This is a genomic window from Achromobacter sp. T5-5 (assembly GCF_055397965.1).
The window spans coordinates 4,410,515-4,427,440 of sequence record NZ_AP027919.1 but is presented as its reverse complement, the minus strand read 5'-3'; the positions used below and the strand labels follow the sequence as shown (position 1 = coordinate 4,427,440).

The 16,926-nt window shown below is 68.1% G+C and carries 14 protein-coding genes; 3 read left to right on the top strand and 11 right to left on the bottom strand.

The annotated features are described in order from the left end of the window. Positions 1-69 precede the first annotated feature (69 nt). The 11 genes from ACZ50Q_RS20040 to ACZ50Q_RS19990 all read right to left on the bottom strand — a co-directional run bounded on the left by ACZ50Q_RS20040 (position 70) and on the right by ACZ50Q_RS19990 (position 10,513). Complete coding sequence (locus ACZ50Q_RS20040) at positions 70-342, bottom strand: oxidative damage protection protein (protein WP_008164523.1); 273 nt, start codon at positions 340-342, stop codon at positions 70-72. A gap of 104 nt (positions 343-446) precedes the next feature. Continuing rightward, positions 447-1,805, bottom strand: a complete 1,359-nt coding sequence (gene argA, locus ACZ50Q_RS20035) for an amino-acid N-acetyltransferase (protein ID WP_076519828.1) — start codon at positions 1,803-1,805, stop codon at positions 447-449. A 218-nt stretch (positions 1,806-2,023) separates the two neighbouring features. Further along, positions 2,024-2,698 carry an amino acid ABC transporter permease gene (locus tag ACZ50Q_RS20030; RefSeq protein WP_076519829.1) on the bottom strand — a complete coding sequence of 225 codons (675 nt, stop codon included), beginning with the start codon at positions 2,696-2,698 and terminating at the stop codon, positions 2,024-2,026. 175 nt (positions 2,699-2,873) lie between these two features. Beyond that, positions 2,874-3,551, bottom strand: coding sequence for an amino acid ABC transporter permease (locus tag ACZ50Q_RS20025; RefSeq protein WP_464079377.1), 678 nt, complete (start codon positions 3,549-3,551; stop codon positions 2,874-2,876). Between the two features lie 19 nt (positions 3,552-3,570). After that, positions 3,571-4,317: an amino acid ABC transporter ATP-binding protein gene (locus ACZ50Q_RS20020; RefSeq protein WP_464079376.1), complete on the bottom strand. Its 747-nt coding sequence runs from the start codon at positions 4,315-4,317 to the stop codon at positions 3,571-3,573. A 72-nt stretch (positions 4,318-4,389) separates the two neighbouring features. Continuing rightward, a complete protein-coding gene (locus ACZ50Q_RS20015; protein WP_464079375.1) occupies positions 4,390-5,244 on the bottom strand; it encodes a transporter substrate-binding domain-containing protein in 855 nt (284 codons plus the stop codon). A 10-nt stretch (positions 5,245-5,254) separates the two neighbouring features. Then, positions 5,255-6,202: an N-carbamoyl-D-amino-acid hydrolase gene (locus ACZ50Q_RS20010; protein ID WP_092581621.1), complete on the bottom strand. Its 948-nt coding sequence runs from the start codon at positions 6,200-6,202 to the stop codon at positions 5,255-5,257. Between the two features lie 22 nt (positions 6,203-6,224). Further along, positions 6,225-7,703, bottom strand: coding sequence for a dihydropyrimidinase (gene hydA / locus ACZ50Q_RS20005; protein WP_092581620.1), 1,479 nt, complete (start codon positions 7,701-7,703; stop codon positions 6,225-6,227). A 28-nt stretch (positions 7,704-7,731) separates the two neighbouring features. Continuing rightward, complete coding sequence (locus tag ACZ50Q_RS20000; RefSeq protein WP_464079374.1) at positions 7,732-8,511, bottom strand: SDR family oxidoreductase; 780 nt, start codon at positions 8,509-8,511, stop codon at positions 7,732-7,734. A 13-nt stretch (positions 8,512-8,524) separates the two neighbouring features. Continuing rightward, on the bottom strand, positions 8,525-9,451 hold the full coding sequence (locus ACZ50Q_RS19995) for a dihydrodipicolinate synthase family protein (RefSeq protein ID WP_076519835.1): 927 nt from the start codon (positions 9,449-9,451) through the stop codon (positions 8,525-8,527). Between the two features lie 120 nt (positions 9,452-9,571). Next, positions 9,572-10,513 (bottom strand): LysR substrate-binding domain-containing protein, encoded by a 942-nt coding sequence (locus ACZ50Q_RS19990; protein ID WP_464079373.1) that lies wholly within the window; start codon positions 10,511-10,513, stop codon positions 9,572-9,574. A gap of 161 nt (positions 10,514-10,674) precedes the next feature. Here ACZ50Q_RS19990 and ACZ50Q_RS19985 point away from each other — a divergent pair, with 161 nt between their 5' ends. The 3 genes from ACZ50Q_RS19985 to hrpA all read left to right on the top strand — a co-directional run bounded on the left by ACZ50Q_RS19985 (position 10,675) and on the right by hrpA (position 16,872). Then, positions 10,675-11,355: an aspartate/glutamate racemase family protein gene (locus tag ACZ50Q_RS19985; RefSeq protein ID WP_464079372.1), complete on the top strand. Its 681-nt coding sequence runs from the start codon at positions 10,675-10,677 to the stop codon at positions 11,353-11,355. Between the two features lie 7 nt (positions 11,356-11,362). Further along, on the top strand, positions 11,363-12,772 hold the full coding sequence (locus tag ACZ50Q_RS19980; protein WP_464079371.1) for an FAD-binding oxidoreductase: 1,410 nt from the start codon (positions 11,363-11,365) through the stop codon (positions 12,770-12,772). 92 nt (positions 12,773-12,864) lie between these two features. Beyond that, positions 12,865-16,872 (top strand): ATP-dependent RNA helicase HrpA, encoded by a 4,008-nt coding sequence (hrpA, locus tag ACZ50Q_RS19975; protein WP_464079370.1) that lies wholly within the window; start codon positions 12,865-12,867, stop codon positions 16,870-16,872. Positions 16,873-16,926: the final 54 nt, after the last annotated feature.

The following is a 16,926-nucleotide window of genomic DNA, read 5'->3' as shown; positions in this document are numbered from 1 at the left end:
AAAAGGCAAAAGCCCCTCGCGGGGCGAGGGGCTTTGCGATGCCGCACGCCGCGGGCGCGGCGTATCGGGTCAGGCCGAGGGCGGGACGTAGCCGTCGGCTTCGACGCTGCCGTCCTCGAACAGGTAGCGTTCCATCTGCTGTTGCAGGTACTTGCGCGCGCGGGCGTCGGCCAGGTTCAGGCGGTTTTCGTTCACGAGGCGCGTCTGCACGCCTTTCCAGTCTTCCCAGGCTTCCTTGGAAATGCTTTGCCAGATGCGCGTGCCGACTTCGCCGGGATAGGGCGGATAGTCCAGCCCTTCTGCTTCACGCTTCAATTTCACACAGTTGACGATACGGGCCATGGTTCGCTGCCGGAAAAATGAATAACGCCACATTTTAGCGGGCTTGGCGCGCGCCGGGCGCCAAGCCCCTTTTATCCTCCGCGGATTGGCGCGGGGAGCGGGTGTCAGAGCTTCTTGATGAAGACCAGGCTGTTGCGGGAGCGGTTGTAGTTGTTCTGCTTTTCGCGGGGCAGGTCGGCGATGCCGCCTTGCACGAAGCCGCGCTTCATGAACCAGTGCGAGGTGCGGGTGGTCAGCACGAACAGCCGCTTGGCGCCCGCGGCACGGGCGCGCGATTCCATGTGGCGCAGCAGGATTTCGCCTTCGCCGGAGCCCTGCCATTCGGGGTGCACGATCAGGCAGGCCATTTCGGCCATCTGCTCGTCGGGGAAGGCATGCAGCGCCGCGCAACCGTAGATGACGCCATCGTGCTCGAGCACGGTGAAGTTCTCGACGTCGCGCTCGACCACGCTGCGCGGGCGCGGCACCAGCGTGCCGTCGGCTTCCAGGGGTTCGATCAGGCTGAGGATGGCGCCCACGTCGTCGATCGTGGCGGGGCGCAGGTCGTCCAGCGTGTCCTCGACCACCATGGTGCCCACGCCATCGTGGGTGAAGATCTCGAGCAGCACGCTGCCGTCCAGTTCGAAGGGCAGCAGGTGGGCGCGCGCCACCCCGCGCTTGACCGCGAGCGAGGCGTATTGCAGGAAGGAATGGGTTTCTTCGTCCAGCTCGCCGCCCGCCAGCAGCGCGTCGGCATCCACGCGCGCCAGCTCGGTGTCCAGCGTGCCGTCGTCGTTCAGCACGCCCTGCGAGCGCGACAGGAAGATCAGTTTTTCGGCGCGCAGCGCCACGGCCACGCTGGTGGCGAGGTCTTCCATGGCCAGGTTGAAGGCGTCGCCCGTCGGCGAGAAACCCAGCGGCGACAGCAGCACGACCGACGAGGCCTTTTCGATGGCGAACTTCAGCGCCTCCACGTCGATCTTGCGGACCTGGCCGGTGTGCTTGTAGTCCACGCCGTCCAGCACGCCCGCGGGGCGCGCGGTGACGAAATTGCCGGAGATCACGCGGATGTGGGCGTGCGACATGGGCGTGTTGGGCAGCCCCTGGCTGAAGGCCGCCTCGATGTCCAGGCGGATCTCGCCGGCGGCTTCTTTGGCGCATTCGAGCGCGGCGGCGTCGGTGGGGGACAGGCCCCGGTCGAACTGCTGCGTATAGCCCTTCAGGCGCAATTGCTCGTTGACCTGCGGCCGCGAGCCGTGCACCAGCACCAGCCGGATGCCCAGCGAGGACAGCAGGGACAGATCCTGGACCAGGGCATTCAGCGCGCCGGCCTGCACCAGTTCGCCGCCAAACGCCACCACGAACGTCTTGCCTCGGAATGCATGCACATACGGCGCCACGTCTCGGAACCATCGCACAAACTGCGCGGCGGCAAATTCAGGGGCTTCAAGGGCGGAGACGGTGTCTGGTTCCAGGTCGGGCATGATGAGTGTTGCTTTGATCCTATGGGTCGCGGGACGGCGCAGGCCGAAGGGCCTGGCCGCGCGCGCCGCCCGAGGGGGCGGCGCTACGCGGAATTATATGGCCGCGCCCGGACGGCCACCGGCGCCGGTCCGCCGCATTGTGGCGGACGCCCCACAGGCGGCCCCCGCCCGGCGTCCGGGGCGCCGGGCCCCGGCCCGCGTTGCCAGCGCCCACGGCCTCAATGCCGGGAAAGCTGCCGGTGTTCCAGCCGGCTGAGTAGGCGCACGACGGGCCACAGCAGCGCCAGGTAGAACAGCGCCGCCAGCACGATGGGCGACGGGTTGTAGACCAGCGACTGGGCGTCGCGCGCCACCCGCAGCAGCTCCGGCAGCGCGACGGCGCTGGCCAGCGTGGTCAGCTTGACCACTTCGAGCGTGTTGCTGATGAGATCCGGCATGACGTTGCGCGTGGCCTGCGGGATCTGCACATGCCACATCGTCTGCCAGGCGGACAGGCCCGTGGACCGCGCCGCCTCGACCTGGCCGCGCGGCACGCTTTCCAGCCCGGCGCGGAAGACCTCGCCGTAGTAGGAGGAATTGTTCAGCATGAAACCCACCGCCACCGCCAGCAGCTTGGGCAGGTCCAGTCCCAGGAACGGCGCGCCGAAGTAGATGAAGATCAGCAGCACCAGCGGCGGCAGGGCGCGGAAGAAATCGATGTAGATGGCCAGCAGCACGCGCGCCCAGCGGGCCTTGAGCGTGACGGACAGCACGCCGATGAGCAGCCCCGACGCCAGCCCCACCGGGATCACCATGGCCGACAGCATCAGCGTGCGGCCCAGGCCCTGCAGCAGGTAGGGCGCGACGTTGGCGTAGACGTTCAGATTGAAGAAATTCTGCAGGATTTCGTCCATGCGGTTCCCCTGGGCCCATTGCGGGCTCCCTTGTTGTGTTTAGCCGGCCTGCGCGGCCTTGCGTGGCCTTGCGTGGCATTGCGTGGCCTGGCGCGGGCCGTGCCGATTGTTTGCGGTCCTTTCCGGCCCGAGGTCCGTGCTTCCAGGTCCGTGCTTCCAGATCAGTGTTTCCAGATCAGTGCTTCCACTTGAACCGCGTTTCGGTCCAGCGTCCCAGCACCACCACCGGCAGGAAAATGAGCAGGCAGGCCACGGCCGCCAAGGTCAGTGGCGTGGCATTGCCGGCATTGCTGCTGGCCGACTGCGCATTGTTGAGCACTTCGCTCAAGCCCACGACCGAGCCCAGCGCCGTGCTCTTGGTGATGGCGATGACGCGGTTGGTCAGCGGCGCGACGGTCAGTCTCAACGCCTGCGGCATCACGACATAGACCATGCTCTGCAGCCAGTTCAGCCCCGTCGAGCGCGCCGCCTCGGCCTGCCCGCGCGGCACCGACAGGATGCCCGCCCAGAAGATCTCCTCGGCAAACGCGGCCAGCACCAGCGACAGCGACAGCCAGCATGCCACGAAGGCGGACATCGACAGGTTGATGTACGGGAACGCGAAAAACAGCACCATGATGACCACCAGCGGCGGCAGCGCGCGCAGGATGTCGGCAAAACAGATGATCAGGAAATTCAACGGCCGGATGCGCAGTGCGCGCACCACGGCCAGCACCAGGCCCAGCGCCACGCCCGTGGCGGCCACGGCCACGCCCAGTTGCAGCGTGACCCACATGCCGGCCAGGATGTCGGGCAGATAGCGCCAGGCGACCTCGGCGTTGAAAAATGAGAACAGCAGGGCTTTCAGATCCATGGAGCGCTCACCGGGCCGCTTACGCGGCATGCTCCGCCATGCGGGCCAGGAAGGCCTGCGTGCGGGGTTGACGGGGGGCGCCAAAGACGTCCTGCGGCGGACCTTGCTCGACGATCACGCCGCCGTCCATGAAGACGACCCGGTCGGCCGCCGCGCGGGCAAAGCCCATTTCATGGCTGACCACCATCATCGTCATGCCGTCGCGCTTGAGTTCGCGCATCACGGCCAGCACGCTGCCCACGAGCTCCGGGTCGAGCGCGCTGGTGGGCTCGTCGAACAGCACGACCTTGGGACGCAGCGCGAGCGAGCGCGCAATGCCCACGCGCTGCTGCTGGCCGCCGGACAACTGGTCGGGGTAGGCCTTTGCCTTGTCGGCCAGTCCCACGCGGTCCAGCGCCTCCAGGCCGCGGCGGTCGGCCTCGGCGCGCGACAGCTTCTGCACCTTGCGCAGCGCCAGCGTGATGTTCGATAGCACGGACATGTGGCGGTACAGGTTGAAATGCTGGAACACCATGCCGATGTTCTGGCGGATGCGATTCAGTTCGGCCGAAGGCGCGGTGATTTCCTCGCCATCGACGTGGATGGTGCCGGCGGACGGCTCTTCGAGCCGGTTGCAGCAGCGCAGCAGGCTGCTCTTGCCCGAGCCGGACGGGCCGATCATGAAGACCAGCTCGCCCTTGCCCACGTCCAGGTCGATGCCCTTGAGGACGGCGTTGTCGCCATAGGACTTGTGCAGCCCGGCGATTTTCAGGATAGGCGTTTCCATTGGAAGCTCCTCGGTGCGCGGGCGCGGGCCGCAAGCGACCCGTCCCATGTCGTTGGCGTTGGCGTCGGGCAATCAGCTGCAGCGCAGCGCGACCGGCTTGGCGTCGTAACCGGGCAGGTTGGGCACGCCCTGGCCGGGCGTCACCGTGACGGCCGCGGAACCGGGGGCGGGCGTGAAGCCGAACCATTTCTGCGCCAGCTTGGAGACCGTGCCGTCCTGCTTCAGGCACTTGAGCGCCATCGACACCCGGTCGCGGCCCGCCGGGTCGTCCAGCCGGAACGCCAGCGCCCAGACCAGGCCCGTCTTGATGGTGTAGCTGGTGCGCACCGCCGGGTTCTGCTTGGCGGCCCACGCCGCCACCGTGTTGCCCGCCAGGTTGGCGTCCGCGCGGCCGGCCTGCACCGCCTGGACCGCATCCGCGTTGGAGGCGTACACGTCATACGAAAAGCCGTACTTGGCCGCGTTGTCGCGTGCCCAGTTCTCGTAGGCCGACCCCTTGTTGACCGCCAGCTTCTTGCCCTTCAGATCCTCCAGGCCCGAGATGTCCTTGGCGTTCTTGCCGATCACGAAGGTGTAGTCGGTGTTCAGGTAGCCCTCGGAGAACAACAGCGCGCGGGCGCGTTCCTCGGTGGCCGTGGTGGGCGCCAGCACGAAGTCGTATTTCTTGGCGTTCAGCCCCGGAATCAGCGCGGCGTATTCGGTGCCTTCGATCTTGATGGTGGTGCCCAGCTGCTTGGCGAGCGCCTGGCCCAGCTCGATGTTGAAGCCGTCCAGGCCGCCGCCCAGCTTGGGCATGGCGTGTGGCGCGAACGTCGCGTCCACGCCGGTCGTGAGGGGCTGGGCGGTAGCGGCCAGGCTGGCGCCGGCCAGGCACAGCGCAAGGCCGCAGCGGCCGGCAATGATCAGGGTGCGGGTAAGTCGGGTCATGGCAGGTCCTTTAGGGAAGAGGCGTCTTGCCCAGGGCGGGGCCGGTGCCTACGCGCTCGAGAATCAGGCCGTAGTGTTCCGGGCGCCGGTGGGCGGCGAAGTTGAAGATGTGCTGCTTGAAGGTGTCTCCCAGCGCCAGATCGGCCTGGCAGAAAATCACCTCGTCCTCCTCCCCCTGCGCCTGCGCCACGATCTCGCCCGTGGGCGCGACAATGGCCGATCCGGCGATCAGGTGGCTGCCGTCTTCCACGCCGGCCTTGCCTGCCGCTGCCACCCAGACCGCGTTCTGGTACGCGGCCGCCTGCAGGCTGAGCAGGTGGTGGAACATGCGCAAGTGGACCGGTTCGTTCCAGTGGATATTCTTTGACGGCGTGTTGTATCCCAGCGCCACGATCTCGGCGCCTTGCAGCGCGAGCACGCGCCAGGTCTCCGTCCAGCGGCGGTCATTGCACAGGCACATGCCGATGCGCGTGTCCATCGTCTCCCAGACGTTGAAGCCTTCGTTGCCGACCTCGAAGAACTTCTTTTCCAGGTGCTGGAACGGCGCGTCGGGCTTGTGGTCGCTGTGGCCCGGCAGATGGATCTTGCGGTAGCGTCCGACGATGCGCGCGTTGGCGTCGACCAGGATGCTGGTGTTGAACCGCCGGCCGTCCGTGGCGATCTCGGCATAGCCCAGGTAAAAGCCGATGCCCAGTTCCCGCGCGGTGTCGAACAGCACGCGGGTCTCGGGACCTGGCATCTCCTTTTCGAAGTAGCGTTCCATCGCCTCTTCTTCCGTCATCCAGTAGCGCGGAAAAAAGGTCGTGAGCGCCAGCTCCGGAAACACCACCATGCGCGCGCCGCGTGCGTGCGCCTCGCGCATCATGGCCAGGAGCCGCGCGACCGCCTGGCGGCGCGACTCCTGCGGTTGCACCGGGCCCATCTGCGCGACCGCCAGGCCGAAGGGACGTTTGCTCATGCCGTGATCCTCATGCGGAAATTCAATCGGCGCTGGTGGCCGAAAAATACTTGCGCACCAGCGCGTTCGGGTTGCCGGTCAGGCGCTGGCGCAGCACGGGCTCGGGCGTGCCGCGCTTGATGAAGCGGCCGCTGCCGCGCGCCACGTGCAATTGCCCGTCCTCGACGGCGACGCGGCCGCGGCTGATGACCACTTCAGGCCAGCCGCGCACGGTCCGGCCTTCGTAGGGCGTGTAGCCCACGTTGTCGTGCAGCATGGCGGCGGAGATCGTCACCTCGCGTTCCGGGTTCCAGATGGCGATGTCGGCGTCCGCGCCCACCGCGATGGTTCCTTTCTGCGGGTACAGGCCGTAGGTTCGGGCGTGATTCGTGGCGGTCAGGGCGACGAAGCGTTCGATCGACATGCGGCCGCCCAGCACGCCCTCGGAAAAGAGCAGGGGCATGCGGACCTCCAGCCCCGGCACGCCGTTGGCCACGTCCTTGAAGGTAGTCGCGTCGCCCTTGGGCAGTTTGCCGCTGGCGTCGAAGCGGTAAGGCGCGTGGTCGGACGAATAGATCTGCAGGGTGCCGTCGACCAGGCCTTGCCAGACGGCCGCTTGCGAGGCGGCGTCGCGCGGGGGCGGGCTGCAGCAGAACTTGGCGCCTTCCAGGCCCGGCGCGTCGATGTCCTCGGCGGTCAGGAACAGGTACTGCGGGCAGCTTTCGGCGTGGATGGGCAGGCCCAGCGCCTGCGACGAATGCACCACCTGCACCGCTTCCAGCCCGGCCACGTGCACGATCAGGATCGGCACGTCCATCAGGCGGGCCAGCGTCACGGCGCGGTGGGTCGCTTCGCTTTCGGCCAGCGGCGTGTGGGCCACGGCGTGGTACTTGGGCGCCGTCATGCCGCGTTCGGCCAGGCGCCGGGCCACCCAGCGGATCATGTCGTTGTTCTCGGCATGCACCATGACCAGCGCGCCTTCGCGGTCGGCAACCTCCAGCACGTCCAGCAACTGGTAGTCGTCCAGCTTCAGGCGGTCGTAGGTCATGAACACCTTGAAGGAGGTGATGCCGTTCTTGATGAGTTCGGGCAGGTCGTGCTTGAGCGCCTGTTCCGTGGGGTCCGACAGGATCAGGTGAAAGCCGTAGTCGATGACCGCCTTTTCCTCGGCGCGGCGGGCGTAGTCGGCCACCACCTCCGGCAGCGCGTTGCCGCGGTGCTGGGCCGCGAACGGAATGATGGTGGTGGTGCCGCCGAACGCCGCCGACACCGTGGCGCTGTAGAAATCGTCCGCGCACATGATGCCCATGCCGGAGAGCTGTTCGACGTGGCAATGGCTGTCGATGCCGCCCGGCAGTACCCAGCGCCCCGCCGCGTCGATGTCGCGCGCGCCGGGCGGCAGGCCCTGGCCCAGCGCGGCGATCACGCCGTCGCGCACGCCGATGTCTGCGTAAAAGGTGTCGGTGGCCGTGCTGATGCGGCCGTTGCGGATCGTCAGGTCGAAAGCTGCGGTATCGGTCATGGGATGGGATTGGTGCGCAAAAGGTGGGTCAGAGCGTGCCGGGATAGATGCCGCCGTCCAGGACGAGGTTCTGCCCGGTCATGAAGCCGGCCCGGGCGCCGCACAGGAAGGCGCAGGCGTCGCCGAATTCGGCGGGGTCGCCATAGCGTCCGGCAGGGATGCCGGCCAGGCGGGCGGCCAGGACGTCGTCCACCGTCTTGCCGCTGTCGCGCGCGCCGCGTTCGGCCGTCTGGCGCAGGCGGTCGGTCAGGAACGGGCCCGGCAGCAGGTTGTTGATCGTGACGCCATGGCGCACCGTCTGGCGCGCCAGTCCGGCGACGAAACCCGTCAGCCCGGCGCGCGCGCCATTGGACAGGCCCAGGATGTCGATGGGCATCTTCACGGCGGCGGAGGTGATGTTGACGATGCGGCCGAAGCGGCGCGCGATCATGCCGTCCACCGTGGCGCGGATCAGCGCGATCGGCGTGAGCATGTTGGCGTCCAGCGCGGCGATCCAGTCCTCGCGCGACCATTCCCGGAAATCCCCGGGCTTGGGTCCGCCGGCGTTGGTGACCAGGATGTCGGGTTCGGGGCACGCCGCCAGCAGCGCCTGCCTGCCGGCCTCGGTGGTGACGTCGGCGGCCACCGTGACGACGGTGGCGCCGGTTTCGCGGCGGATCGCGTCCGCCGCCGCGTCAAGCGTGGACGCGGTGCGCGCCGCCATCACCAGCTCCACGCCCTCGCGCGCCAGCGACAGCGCGCAGGCGTAGCCCAGGCCCTTGCTCGATGCGCACACCAGCGCGCGCCTGCCTTTGATTCCGAGATCCATGCGCTTGCTCCTCTCAGCCCTGCACGGGTTGGCGGCCGGTGGCGGCCAGCGACAGCCCGACGCGCGCGACCGTGGCTTCCAGTTCGGCCGCGGTCACCGGGTCGATGCGCATCCCGGGCGCGCGCAGCGCGTGGCTCTTGATGGCGCCGCGGCGCTGGTAGATGTACTTGCGCAGCGCCAGGCCGATCTTGGGCTGGAACTCGTAGCGGATCAGCGGGCAGTAGCGGTCGAAGATCGCGGCGGCGCCGGCGTGGTCGCCGCTGGCGTAGCGTTCGTAGATGGCCACCAGGATTTCGGGGAACGCAAAGCCGGTCATGGTGCCGACCGCGCCGCGCTGCAGTTCTTCCAGGAAGTACACGCCGCCCAGTCCGCCAAAGATCGCCATGTCCGCATCGGGCACCAGCTCCCGGATGCGGCTGATCTTCTGGCCCACCGGCGGTTCTTCCATCTTGATCATGTGCACGCCGCCTTCGCGCCCCAGCCGGGCGACCACTTCGGGGCGGATTTCGGTGCCGAAGGAATCCGGGAAGTCGTGGATCACGACCGGAATCGACACGGCCTCGGCAACCGCCTTGTAGTAGTCGAACAGCAGCGCGTCGCCGGCGTTGTCCAGGGGCGCCGCGAACACGGCGGACGCGCCCAGCTCCTGCGCTTCGCGGGCCTGTTCGATGGCGCCGGCGATGCCATGGGCGCGCACGCCGACCCAGACCGGCACGCGTCCGTCCGTGTGCTTGACGAAGGTCTCCAGGACCAGCCGGCGCTCGGCGTTGGACAGCTTGTGCAGCTCGCCCAGAAAGCCCAGGATGGCCAGGCCGGTCACGCCGGTCTCAAGCAGAAAATCGACCAGGGTGCGGATGCTGTCGGCATCGACCCGCAGGGCGTCGTCGAACGGCGTGGGGCAAATGGTGAAGACGCCTTTGGCGTCGATGGAGGCTGCCATCTTTTCTCCGTCAGGATGCGTGAAAACCGAAATCGGGAACGACGTTTCGGTGTCATCCTAAGCCGGAAGTTTTAGAACTCCACTTGCTTTTTTATTGCCTTGGTATAACAGTCGGTTAAGTCAAGGTTTACCCTTGGCAGGGTTTGCCTGGGCCTGCCCGGACAGCTCGAAACCCTGCTCGCGCAGCGTGTGGCGCAGCACGTCCACGAAGGCTTGCGCAAGCTGCGACAAGGGCTCGAAGCGCGACTGCACCAGGCTCGCGGTGAGGATCTTGGCCTGGTCGATGGGGCGCACCACGAAGTCGCCCTGCGTGCGGCTCTTGACCGAGAATTCGTCGACGATGGCGATGCCCGCGCCGGCCTGCACCAGCGAGCACGCGTTCTGCGGCGAACTCACTTCCACCGCCAGCCGCCGGGTCTGTCCGGCCTCCTGGTACATCTGCTCGACCAGCATGCCGAACGGCGTGTCGCCGCCGTACGAAATCAGCGGGTAGGGCAGCAGATCGTTGATCGACAGCAGCGAGCGATGGGCGAGCGGATGGTTGTAGGGGCAGATGCACACCAGCCGCGCCTGCCCGATGGGCTGGGTCAGCAGGTTGGGGTGCTGGACCGGCAGGATCACCACGCCCAGTTCGGCCCGGTTGTCCAGCAGCATCTGCGTCAAGGGCTGCTGGGTCAGCGGCTGGAAGGTGATCTTGACGTCGGGATGTGATTCCCGGAAGCGCGCGATCGTCAGCGGAACCAGCATGTGGCCGATGCTGGGGCTGGAAACGAGGTGCAGGATGCCGCTGCGGCGCTCGGACAGTTCGGCGGCAAGTTCGCCCACGCGCCGCACGCCGGCATAGACGGCCTCGACCTCGCGAAACAGCTGGCGGGACTCGGGCGTGGGGTAGAGCCGGCCCTTGATGCGCTCGAACAGCGCAAAACCCAGGCGCTGCTCCGTGTGGGACAGGAGGCGGCTGACCGCGGGCTGGGAGACGAAGAGCAGCTTGGCCGCCCCGCTGATCGAACCCGTGGTCATGACCGCCCGGAAGACTTCGATTTGCCGCAGATTCAGTTGCATCGCGCCCGCTCCGAATTGACGCGAAGAGCATAACAAAGGGTTAAGGGCAGCGCACAAATTGACAATGTATGCTCAGGCCGCTGGCGGCTAGACTGGCGCCGTACCTTGCCCCGGGCCGCGCTCCTGCGCGGCGTCGGCGTCGCCACCTCCAGGACGGACGAATGGAACAGACCCTTTTCGTGATCAATCCCAATTCCACCCAGGCCGTGACGGACGCGTTCGACGCCGCGCTCGAACCGTTGCGCATGGCCGGCGGCCCCCGCATCCAATGCCTGACGCTGGCCGAAGGGCCGGCCGGGGTGCAGACCCAGCTCGACGTCGAAAGCGTGACCCTGCCGCTGGCCAACCTGGTGCGCAGGCTGGACGCCGAGCACGGCGCCGCCGCCGCGGGCTACGTCATCGCCTGCTTCAGCGACCCGGGCCTGCACGCGGTGCGCGAAGCCACCCCCAAGCCGGTGCTGGGCATCAGCGAATGCGGGATGCTCACCGCCCTGACGCTGGGCCAGCGCGTGGGCGTGATCGCGATCCTGCGCCAGTCGCTGCCGCGCCATGGACGGATGTTCGGCGCGATCGGCCTGGCCGGCCGCGTGGCGGCCGAGCTGCCGCTGGACCTGGGCGTGGTGGAGCTGTCCGACGTCGCCCGCACGCGCGAGCGCCTGCTGCAGGTCGGCAAGCGGCTGCGCGACGAGCACCAGGCCGACGTGCTGGTGCTGGGCTGCGCCGGCATGGCCGCCTATCGGGGCTGGCTGCAGGGCGAGCTGGGCCTGCCCGTGGTCGAGCCGACCCAGGCCGCCGCGGCGATGGCGATCGGCCGCATCCGGCTCAACTGGCACGGCGCCTGAGGTCCCCATGCGCAACCATGAACTGATCGAGCGGCTGTCGCACCTGGTCGGCGACGGCGGACTGGTGCTGGATGCCGAAGGCCAGGCGCCCTACGTGCGCGACTGGCTGGGCAAATGGCAGGGCAGCACCCCCGTCGTGGTGCGGCCGCGCAACGCCACCGAAGTGTCGGCGGTCATGCGGCTGTGCCACCAGACGCGCACGCCGGTCGTGCCGCAGGGCGGCAACACGGGCATGAGCGGCGGCGCCACGCCGGACGGCAGCGGCGCGCAGGTGATCCTCAGCCTGAATCGCATGAAACGCATCCGCGAAGTGGATCCGGTCAACAACACGCTGTGCGCCGACGCCGGCGTACTGCTGGCCGACGTGCAGGCCGCGGCGCGCAACGTGGGCCGCTTTTTCCCCTTGAGCCTGGGCGCCGAGGGCAGTTGCACCATCGGCGGCAACCTGGCCACCAATGCCGGCGGCACCGCGGTGCTGCGCTACGGCAACACGCGCGATCTGGCGCTGGGCCTGGAGGTGGTGCTGCCGGACGGGCGCGTCTGGAATGGCCTGCGCGGCCTGCGCAAAGACAACACCGGCTACGACCTGAAAAGCCTGTTCATCGGCTCGGAGGGCACGCTGGGCATCATCACGGGCGCGGTCCTCAAGCTGTATCCGGCGCCGGCGGGCCGCGTCGCGGCCTGGGTCGGCGCCGACACCCCCGCCCAGGTGGTGGACCTGCTCAGCCGTCTGCAGGCCGCCTGCGGCGACCGCCTGACGGCTTTCGAGATGATGTCCGCGCGCTGCCTCGATCTGGTGGTGGCGCACGTCAGCGGCGCGGCCAGCCCGCTCGCCGGCCGTCATGCCTATCATGCCTTGCTGGAACTGTCGGACACCGAGCCCTCGGGCCTGTCCGCGGCGCTGGAAAAAGCACTGGGCGCGGCGCTGGAGGCGGGGTTGATCCAGGACTGCGCCTTTGCCATGAACGACACGCAAGTGCAGGCCTTGTGGCGGCTGCGCGAGGGGATCTCGCAGGCGCAGGTGCGCGCGGGCAAGGCGGTCAAGCACGACATCGCGCTGCCCATCTCCCGCCTCGCGGCGTTCGTCGAAGAGGCGGACCTGGCGCTGGTCTCCGAATTCCCCGGCCTGCCCATCGTGAACTTCGGCCACATCGGCGACGGCAACCTTCACTACAACGTGCTGCTGCCGCCCGACGTGACGCCCGCGGAATACGCCCGCCTCACGGCGGCGCTGAACCGCCGCGTGCACGACCTGGTCGCGCAGCGCGGGGGCAGCATCAGCGCCGAGCATGGCGTCGGCCAACTGCGGCGCGATGAACTGCGGCGCTACAAGTCGCCCGTGGAAATGGACCTGATGCTGATGATCAAGCGGGCGCTGGACCCGAATCAACTGATGAATCCGGGCAAGCTGCTGTAGCGGGGCAAAGCAGCTGGGGGGGCGCAGGCCGGGGCTGTGCGCGCGAAGTCCGCCGGAAATTTATAATGGCGGGCTAATCGGATAAATCCTACATGCCTGAATCCTCCAGCCCGCGGGCGCCGAAACCTCCGGCGCCGCGCGCCAGTGACCGGGAAGCATCCCGCCAAGCAGCCCGGGAAAATGCCCAGGAAGCGCCCCGGGAAGCCCTGCCGGAAGCGCGCCGGGCACGGCCCGAAGGCCGCCCCGCCGCAGCACCCCGGCCCGAACGGCCCATTCCGGCCGTCACCTACCCCGAAGACCTGCCCGTCAGCGCGCGGCGGCAGGAGATCGCGCGCGCGATCGCCGGCCATCAGGTCGTGATCGTCAGCGGCGAAACCGGCTCGGGCAAGACCACCCAGCTTCCCAAGATCTGCCTGGAGCTGGGCCGCGGCCGCCAGAAGATGATCGGCCATACCCAGCCGCGCCGCCTGGCGGCGACCTCGGTGGCCAAGCGCATCGCCGAGGAACTGAACACGCCGATGGGCGAAGTCGTCGGCTACCAGGTGCGGTTCAACGACCGTACGGGCCCCAACGCGTCGATCAAGCTGATGACGGACGGCATCCTGCTGGCCGAGTCGCAACGCGATCCGCTGCTGCGCCGCTACGACACCATCATCATCGACGAGGCGCACGAACGCAGCCTGAATATCGACTTCCTGCTGGGCTATCTGAAGCAGCTGCTGCCGCGCCGGCCGGACCTGAAACTCATCATCACGTCGGCCACCATCGACGCCGAACGCTTCGCCAAGCACTTCGCCGCGTCCGAGGACAAGCCCGCGCCGGTCATCGAAGTCTCCGGCCGCCTGTATCCGGTGGAGGTGCGCTACCGGCCCGTGCGCGAAGAGCCGGCCGCGGACGAGAACGCGCCGCAGCCCAGCAAGCCGGGCCGCGACCGCGAGCGCATGTCCGGCGACGAAGAGCGCGACCTGATCGACGCCATCGTCGACGCCGTCGACGAATGCGCCCGCCACGGCCCCGGCGACGTGCTGGTGTTCCTGCCCGGCGAACGGGAAATCCGCGAGTCCGCCGAAGCCCTGCGCAAGCGGCATCCGGCCGGCACCGAGGTGTTGCCGCTTTTCGCGCGCCTGTCGCAGGCCGAACAGGAACAGATCTTCCGCCCGCGCGGCAACGCGCGGCGCATCGTGCTGGCCACCAACGTGGCGGAAACCTCGCTGACCGTGCCCGGCATCCGCTTCGTCGTCGACAGCGGCCTGGCCCGCATCAAGCGGTATTCATGGCGCAACAAGGTCGAGCAGCTGCGCATCGAGCCCATCAGCCGCGCCTCGGCCAACCAGCGCGCCGGCCGTTGCGGCCGCGTGGGGCCCGGGGTCTGCATCCGGCTCTATGACGAGCAGGATTTCAACAACCGGGCGCCGTTCACGGATCCGGAAGTGCTGCGTTCGTCGCTGGCCTCGGTCATCCTGCGGATGAAGTCGCTCAAGCTCGACGACATCGAGCAATTTCCCTTCGTCGAGGCCCCGCCGGGGCGGGCGGTGGCCGACGGCTACCACCTGCTGCAGGAACTGGGCGCCATCGAGCTGGCCTCGGCCGCCGACGAGGACCCGGACGCCGGACGCACCGGCGCGGCCTTCGTCCTGACCCACACCGGCGTTGAGCTGGCCAAGCTGCCCGTGGACCCGCGCATCGGCCGGATGATCCTGGCCGCGCGCGAGCACCAGTGCCTGGCCGAAATGCTGATCATCGCCTCGGCGCTGTCGGTGCAGGACCCGCGCGACCGGCCCATGCAGGAGCGCGAGGCGGCCGAAGCGGCGCACGCCAAGTTCGGCGACGACAAGTCCGAGTTCATCTCCTTTCTGAAACTGTGGCGCTGGTATGGCGAGCAGGTGCAGCACAAGGCGTCGCAACGCAAGCTGGTGGGCCTGTTGCGCCAGAACTTCCTGTCGCCGGTCCGCCTGCGCGAATGGCATGACGTGCACACCCAGCTTGCGGCGCTGGTGGGCGAGCAGGGCTGGCGCGTCAACCAGACTGAAGCCACCTACGAACAGCTTCATATGGCGCTGCTGTCCGGCCTTCTGGGCAACATTGGCTTCAAGAGCGAAGAAGGCGGCATGTACCAGGGCGCGCGCGAGATCCGCTTCCACATCCATCCGGGCTCGCGCCTGGTGAAGAAGGCCGGCCGCTGGATCATGGCGGCCGAGCTGGTCGAGACCACCCGCCTGTACGCGCGCTGTGTGGCGCGCATCGACCCGGTGTGGCTCGAAAAAGTGGGCGCGCATCTGATCCGCAAGAACTGGTCCGACCCGCGCTGGGAGAAAAAGGCCGGGCAGGTCGTGGCCAACGAGCGCGCCACGCTCTACGGGCTGGCCATCTACACCGGCCGGCGCGTGCAATACGGCCGCGTGAACCCCACGCATGCCCGCGAACTCTTCATCCGCCAGGCGCTGGTGCCCGGCGAAATCGACACGCGCCTGCCGTTCGTGGCGCACAACCGCAAGCTCATTGCCGGCATCGAAAAGCTGGAACACCAGACGCGCCGGCCGGACATCCTGGTGGACGATGAGCTGATCTACGCGTTCTACGACCGCCAGCTTCCCGCCGACATCTCGCAGACCGCGACGCTGGAGAAGTGGGTGAGCGGCCTGGACAAGGCATCGGCCGCCAAGCTGATGCTGACCCGCGACGAACTGATGCGCCACGAGGCGGCCGGCGTCACGACCGATGTCTTCCCCAAGAAGGTGGAATGGCAGGGCGTGTCGATGGCGCTGGATTACCACTTCGAGCCGGGTTCCCCGCGCGACGGCGTGACCTTGTCGGTGCCGCTCTTCGCGCTGAACCAGATCGATCCGGCGCGCTGCGAGTGGCTGGTGCCCGGCATGCTGAAGGAAAAGGTGCATCTGCTGCTCAAGTCGCTGCCGCAGAAGCTGCGCCGCCATTGCGTGCCCCTGCCGGACTATGCGGCCGGTTTCTACGACCGCTGGTTCGAACGCCTGGCCGACCCGCAGCAGGGCCTGGTGGACGCCCTCATCGCCGACATGTGGGACCAGGTGCAGGTGCGTCCGGCGGTGGGCGACTTCAAGCTGGAGACGCTGCCGGCGCACCTGTTCATGAACTTCCGCGTCGTGGACGAGCACGGCCGCATGCTGGCCGCCGGGCGCAACCTGGCGCAGCTGCGCGCCGAATTCGGCAAGCAGGCCCAGGCCACGTTCCAGCAGCTGGCCGCCAGCGACACGCAGGTCGCGCAGGCGCTGGCGCACGAAAACCTGACCTCCTGGTCGTTCGGCCCCTTGCCCGAGATCATGGAGATCAAGCGGCGCGGCCAGTCCGTCATCGGCTATCCGGCGCTGGTGGACCGGGGCGCGCATTGCGACCTGGACGTTTTCGACGATCCCGACGAGGCCCGCAAGCATCATCGCGCGGGCCTCTTGAAGCTGTTCCGGCTGGGCCTGCGTGAGCAGGTGAAGTTCCTGGAAAAGAACCTGACGGACCTGACGAAGATCAGCATGCTCTACATGACGTTGGGCACGCAGGAAGAACTGCGCGACCAGATCATCGACTGCGCGCTGGGCCAGGCCTGCCTGGCCGAACCGTGGCCGGTCAACGAGCAGCAGTTCGAAGCGCGCCGCGCCGAGGGCAAGGGGCGGCTGGGTCTGCTGGCGCAGGAGGTCGCGCGGCTGGCCGGCGCGGTGCTGACCGAGTACGCCGCCCTGCAGCGCAAGCTGCCGCAGGCCAAGCCGCATGCGGCCGCCTACGCGGACCTGCAGCAGCAATTGGGCGCGCTGATGCCAAAGTGGTTCATCCGCGACACGCCCTATGCGCAGCTCTCGCATTTCCCGCGGTATCTGAAGGCGGCGGTGGCGCGCATCGACAAGCTGCGCGCCGATCCGGCGCGCGATGCGAAGCTGGTGGCCGAGATGGCGCCGCTGGTCACGCAATACCAGCGGGCGAGGGCGGCGCTGAAAGGTGCGCCCGACCCCCGGCTGGATGAGTTTCGCTGGCTGCTCGAGGAGCTGCGGGTGGCGCTATTCGCCCAGGAGCTGCGCACGCCCATGCCGGTGTCGGTCAAGCGCCTGATGAAAAGCTGGGAATCCCTGCAGCGCTAACCGGCGCCGCATGAAAAAAGGGCCGCAACGCTTGACGCTTGCGGCCCTTGTTCT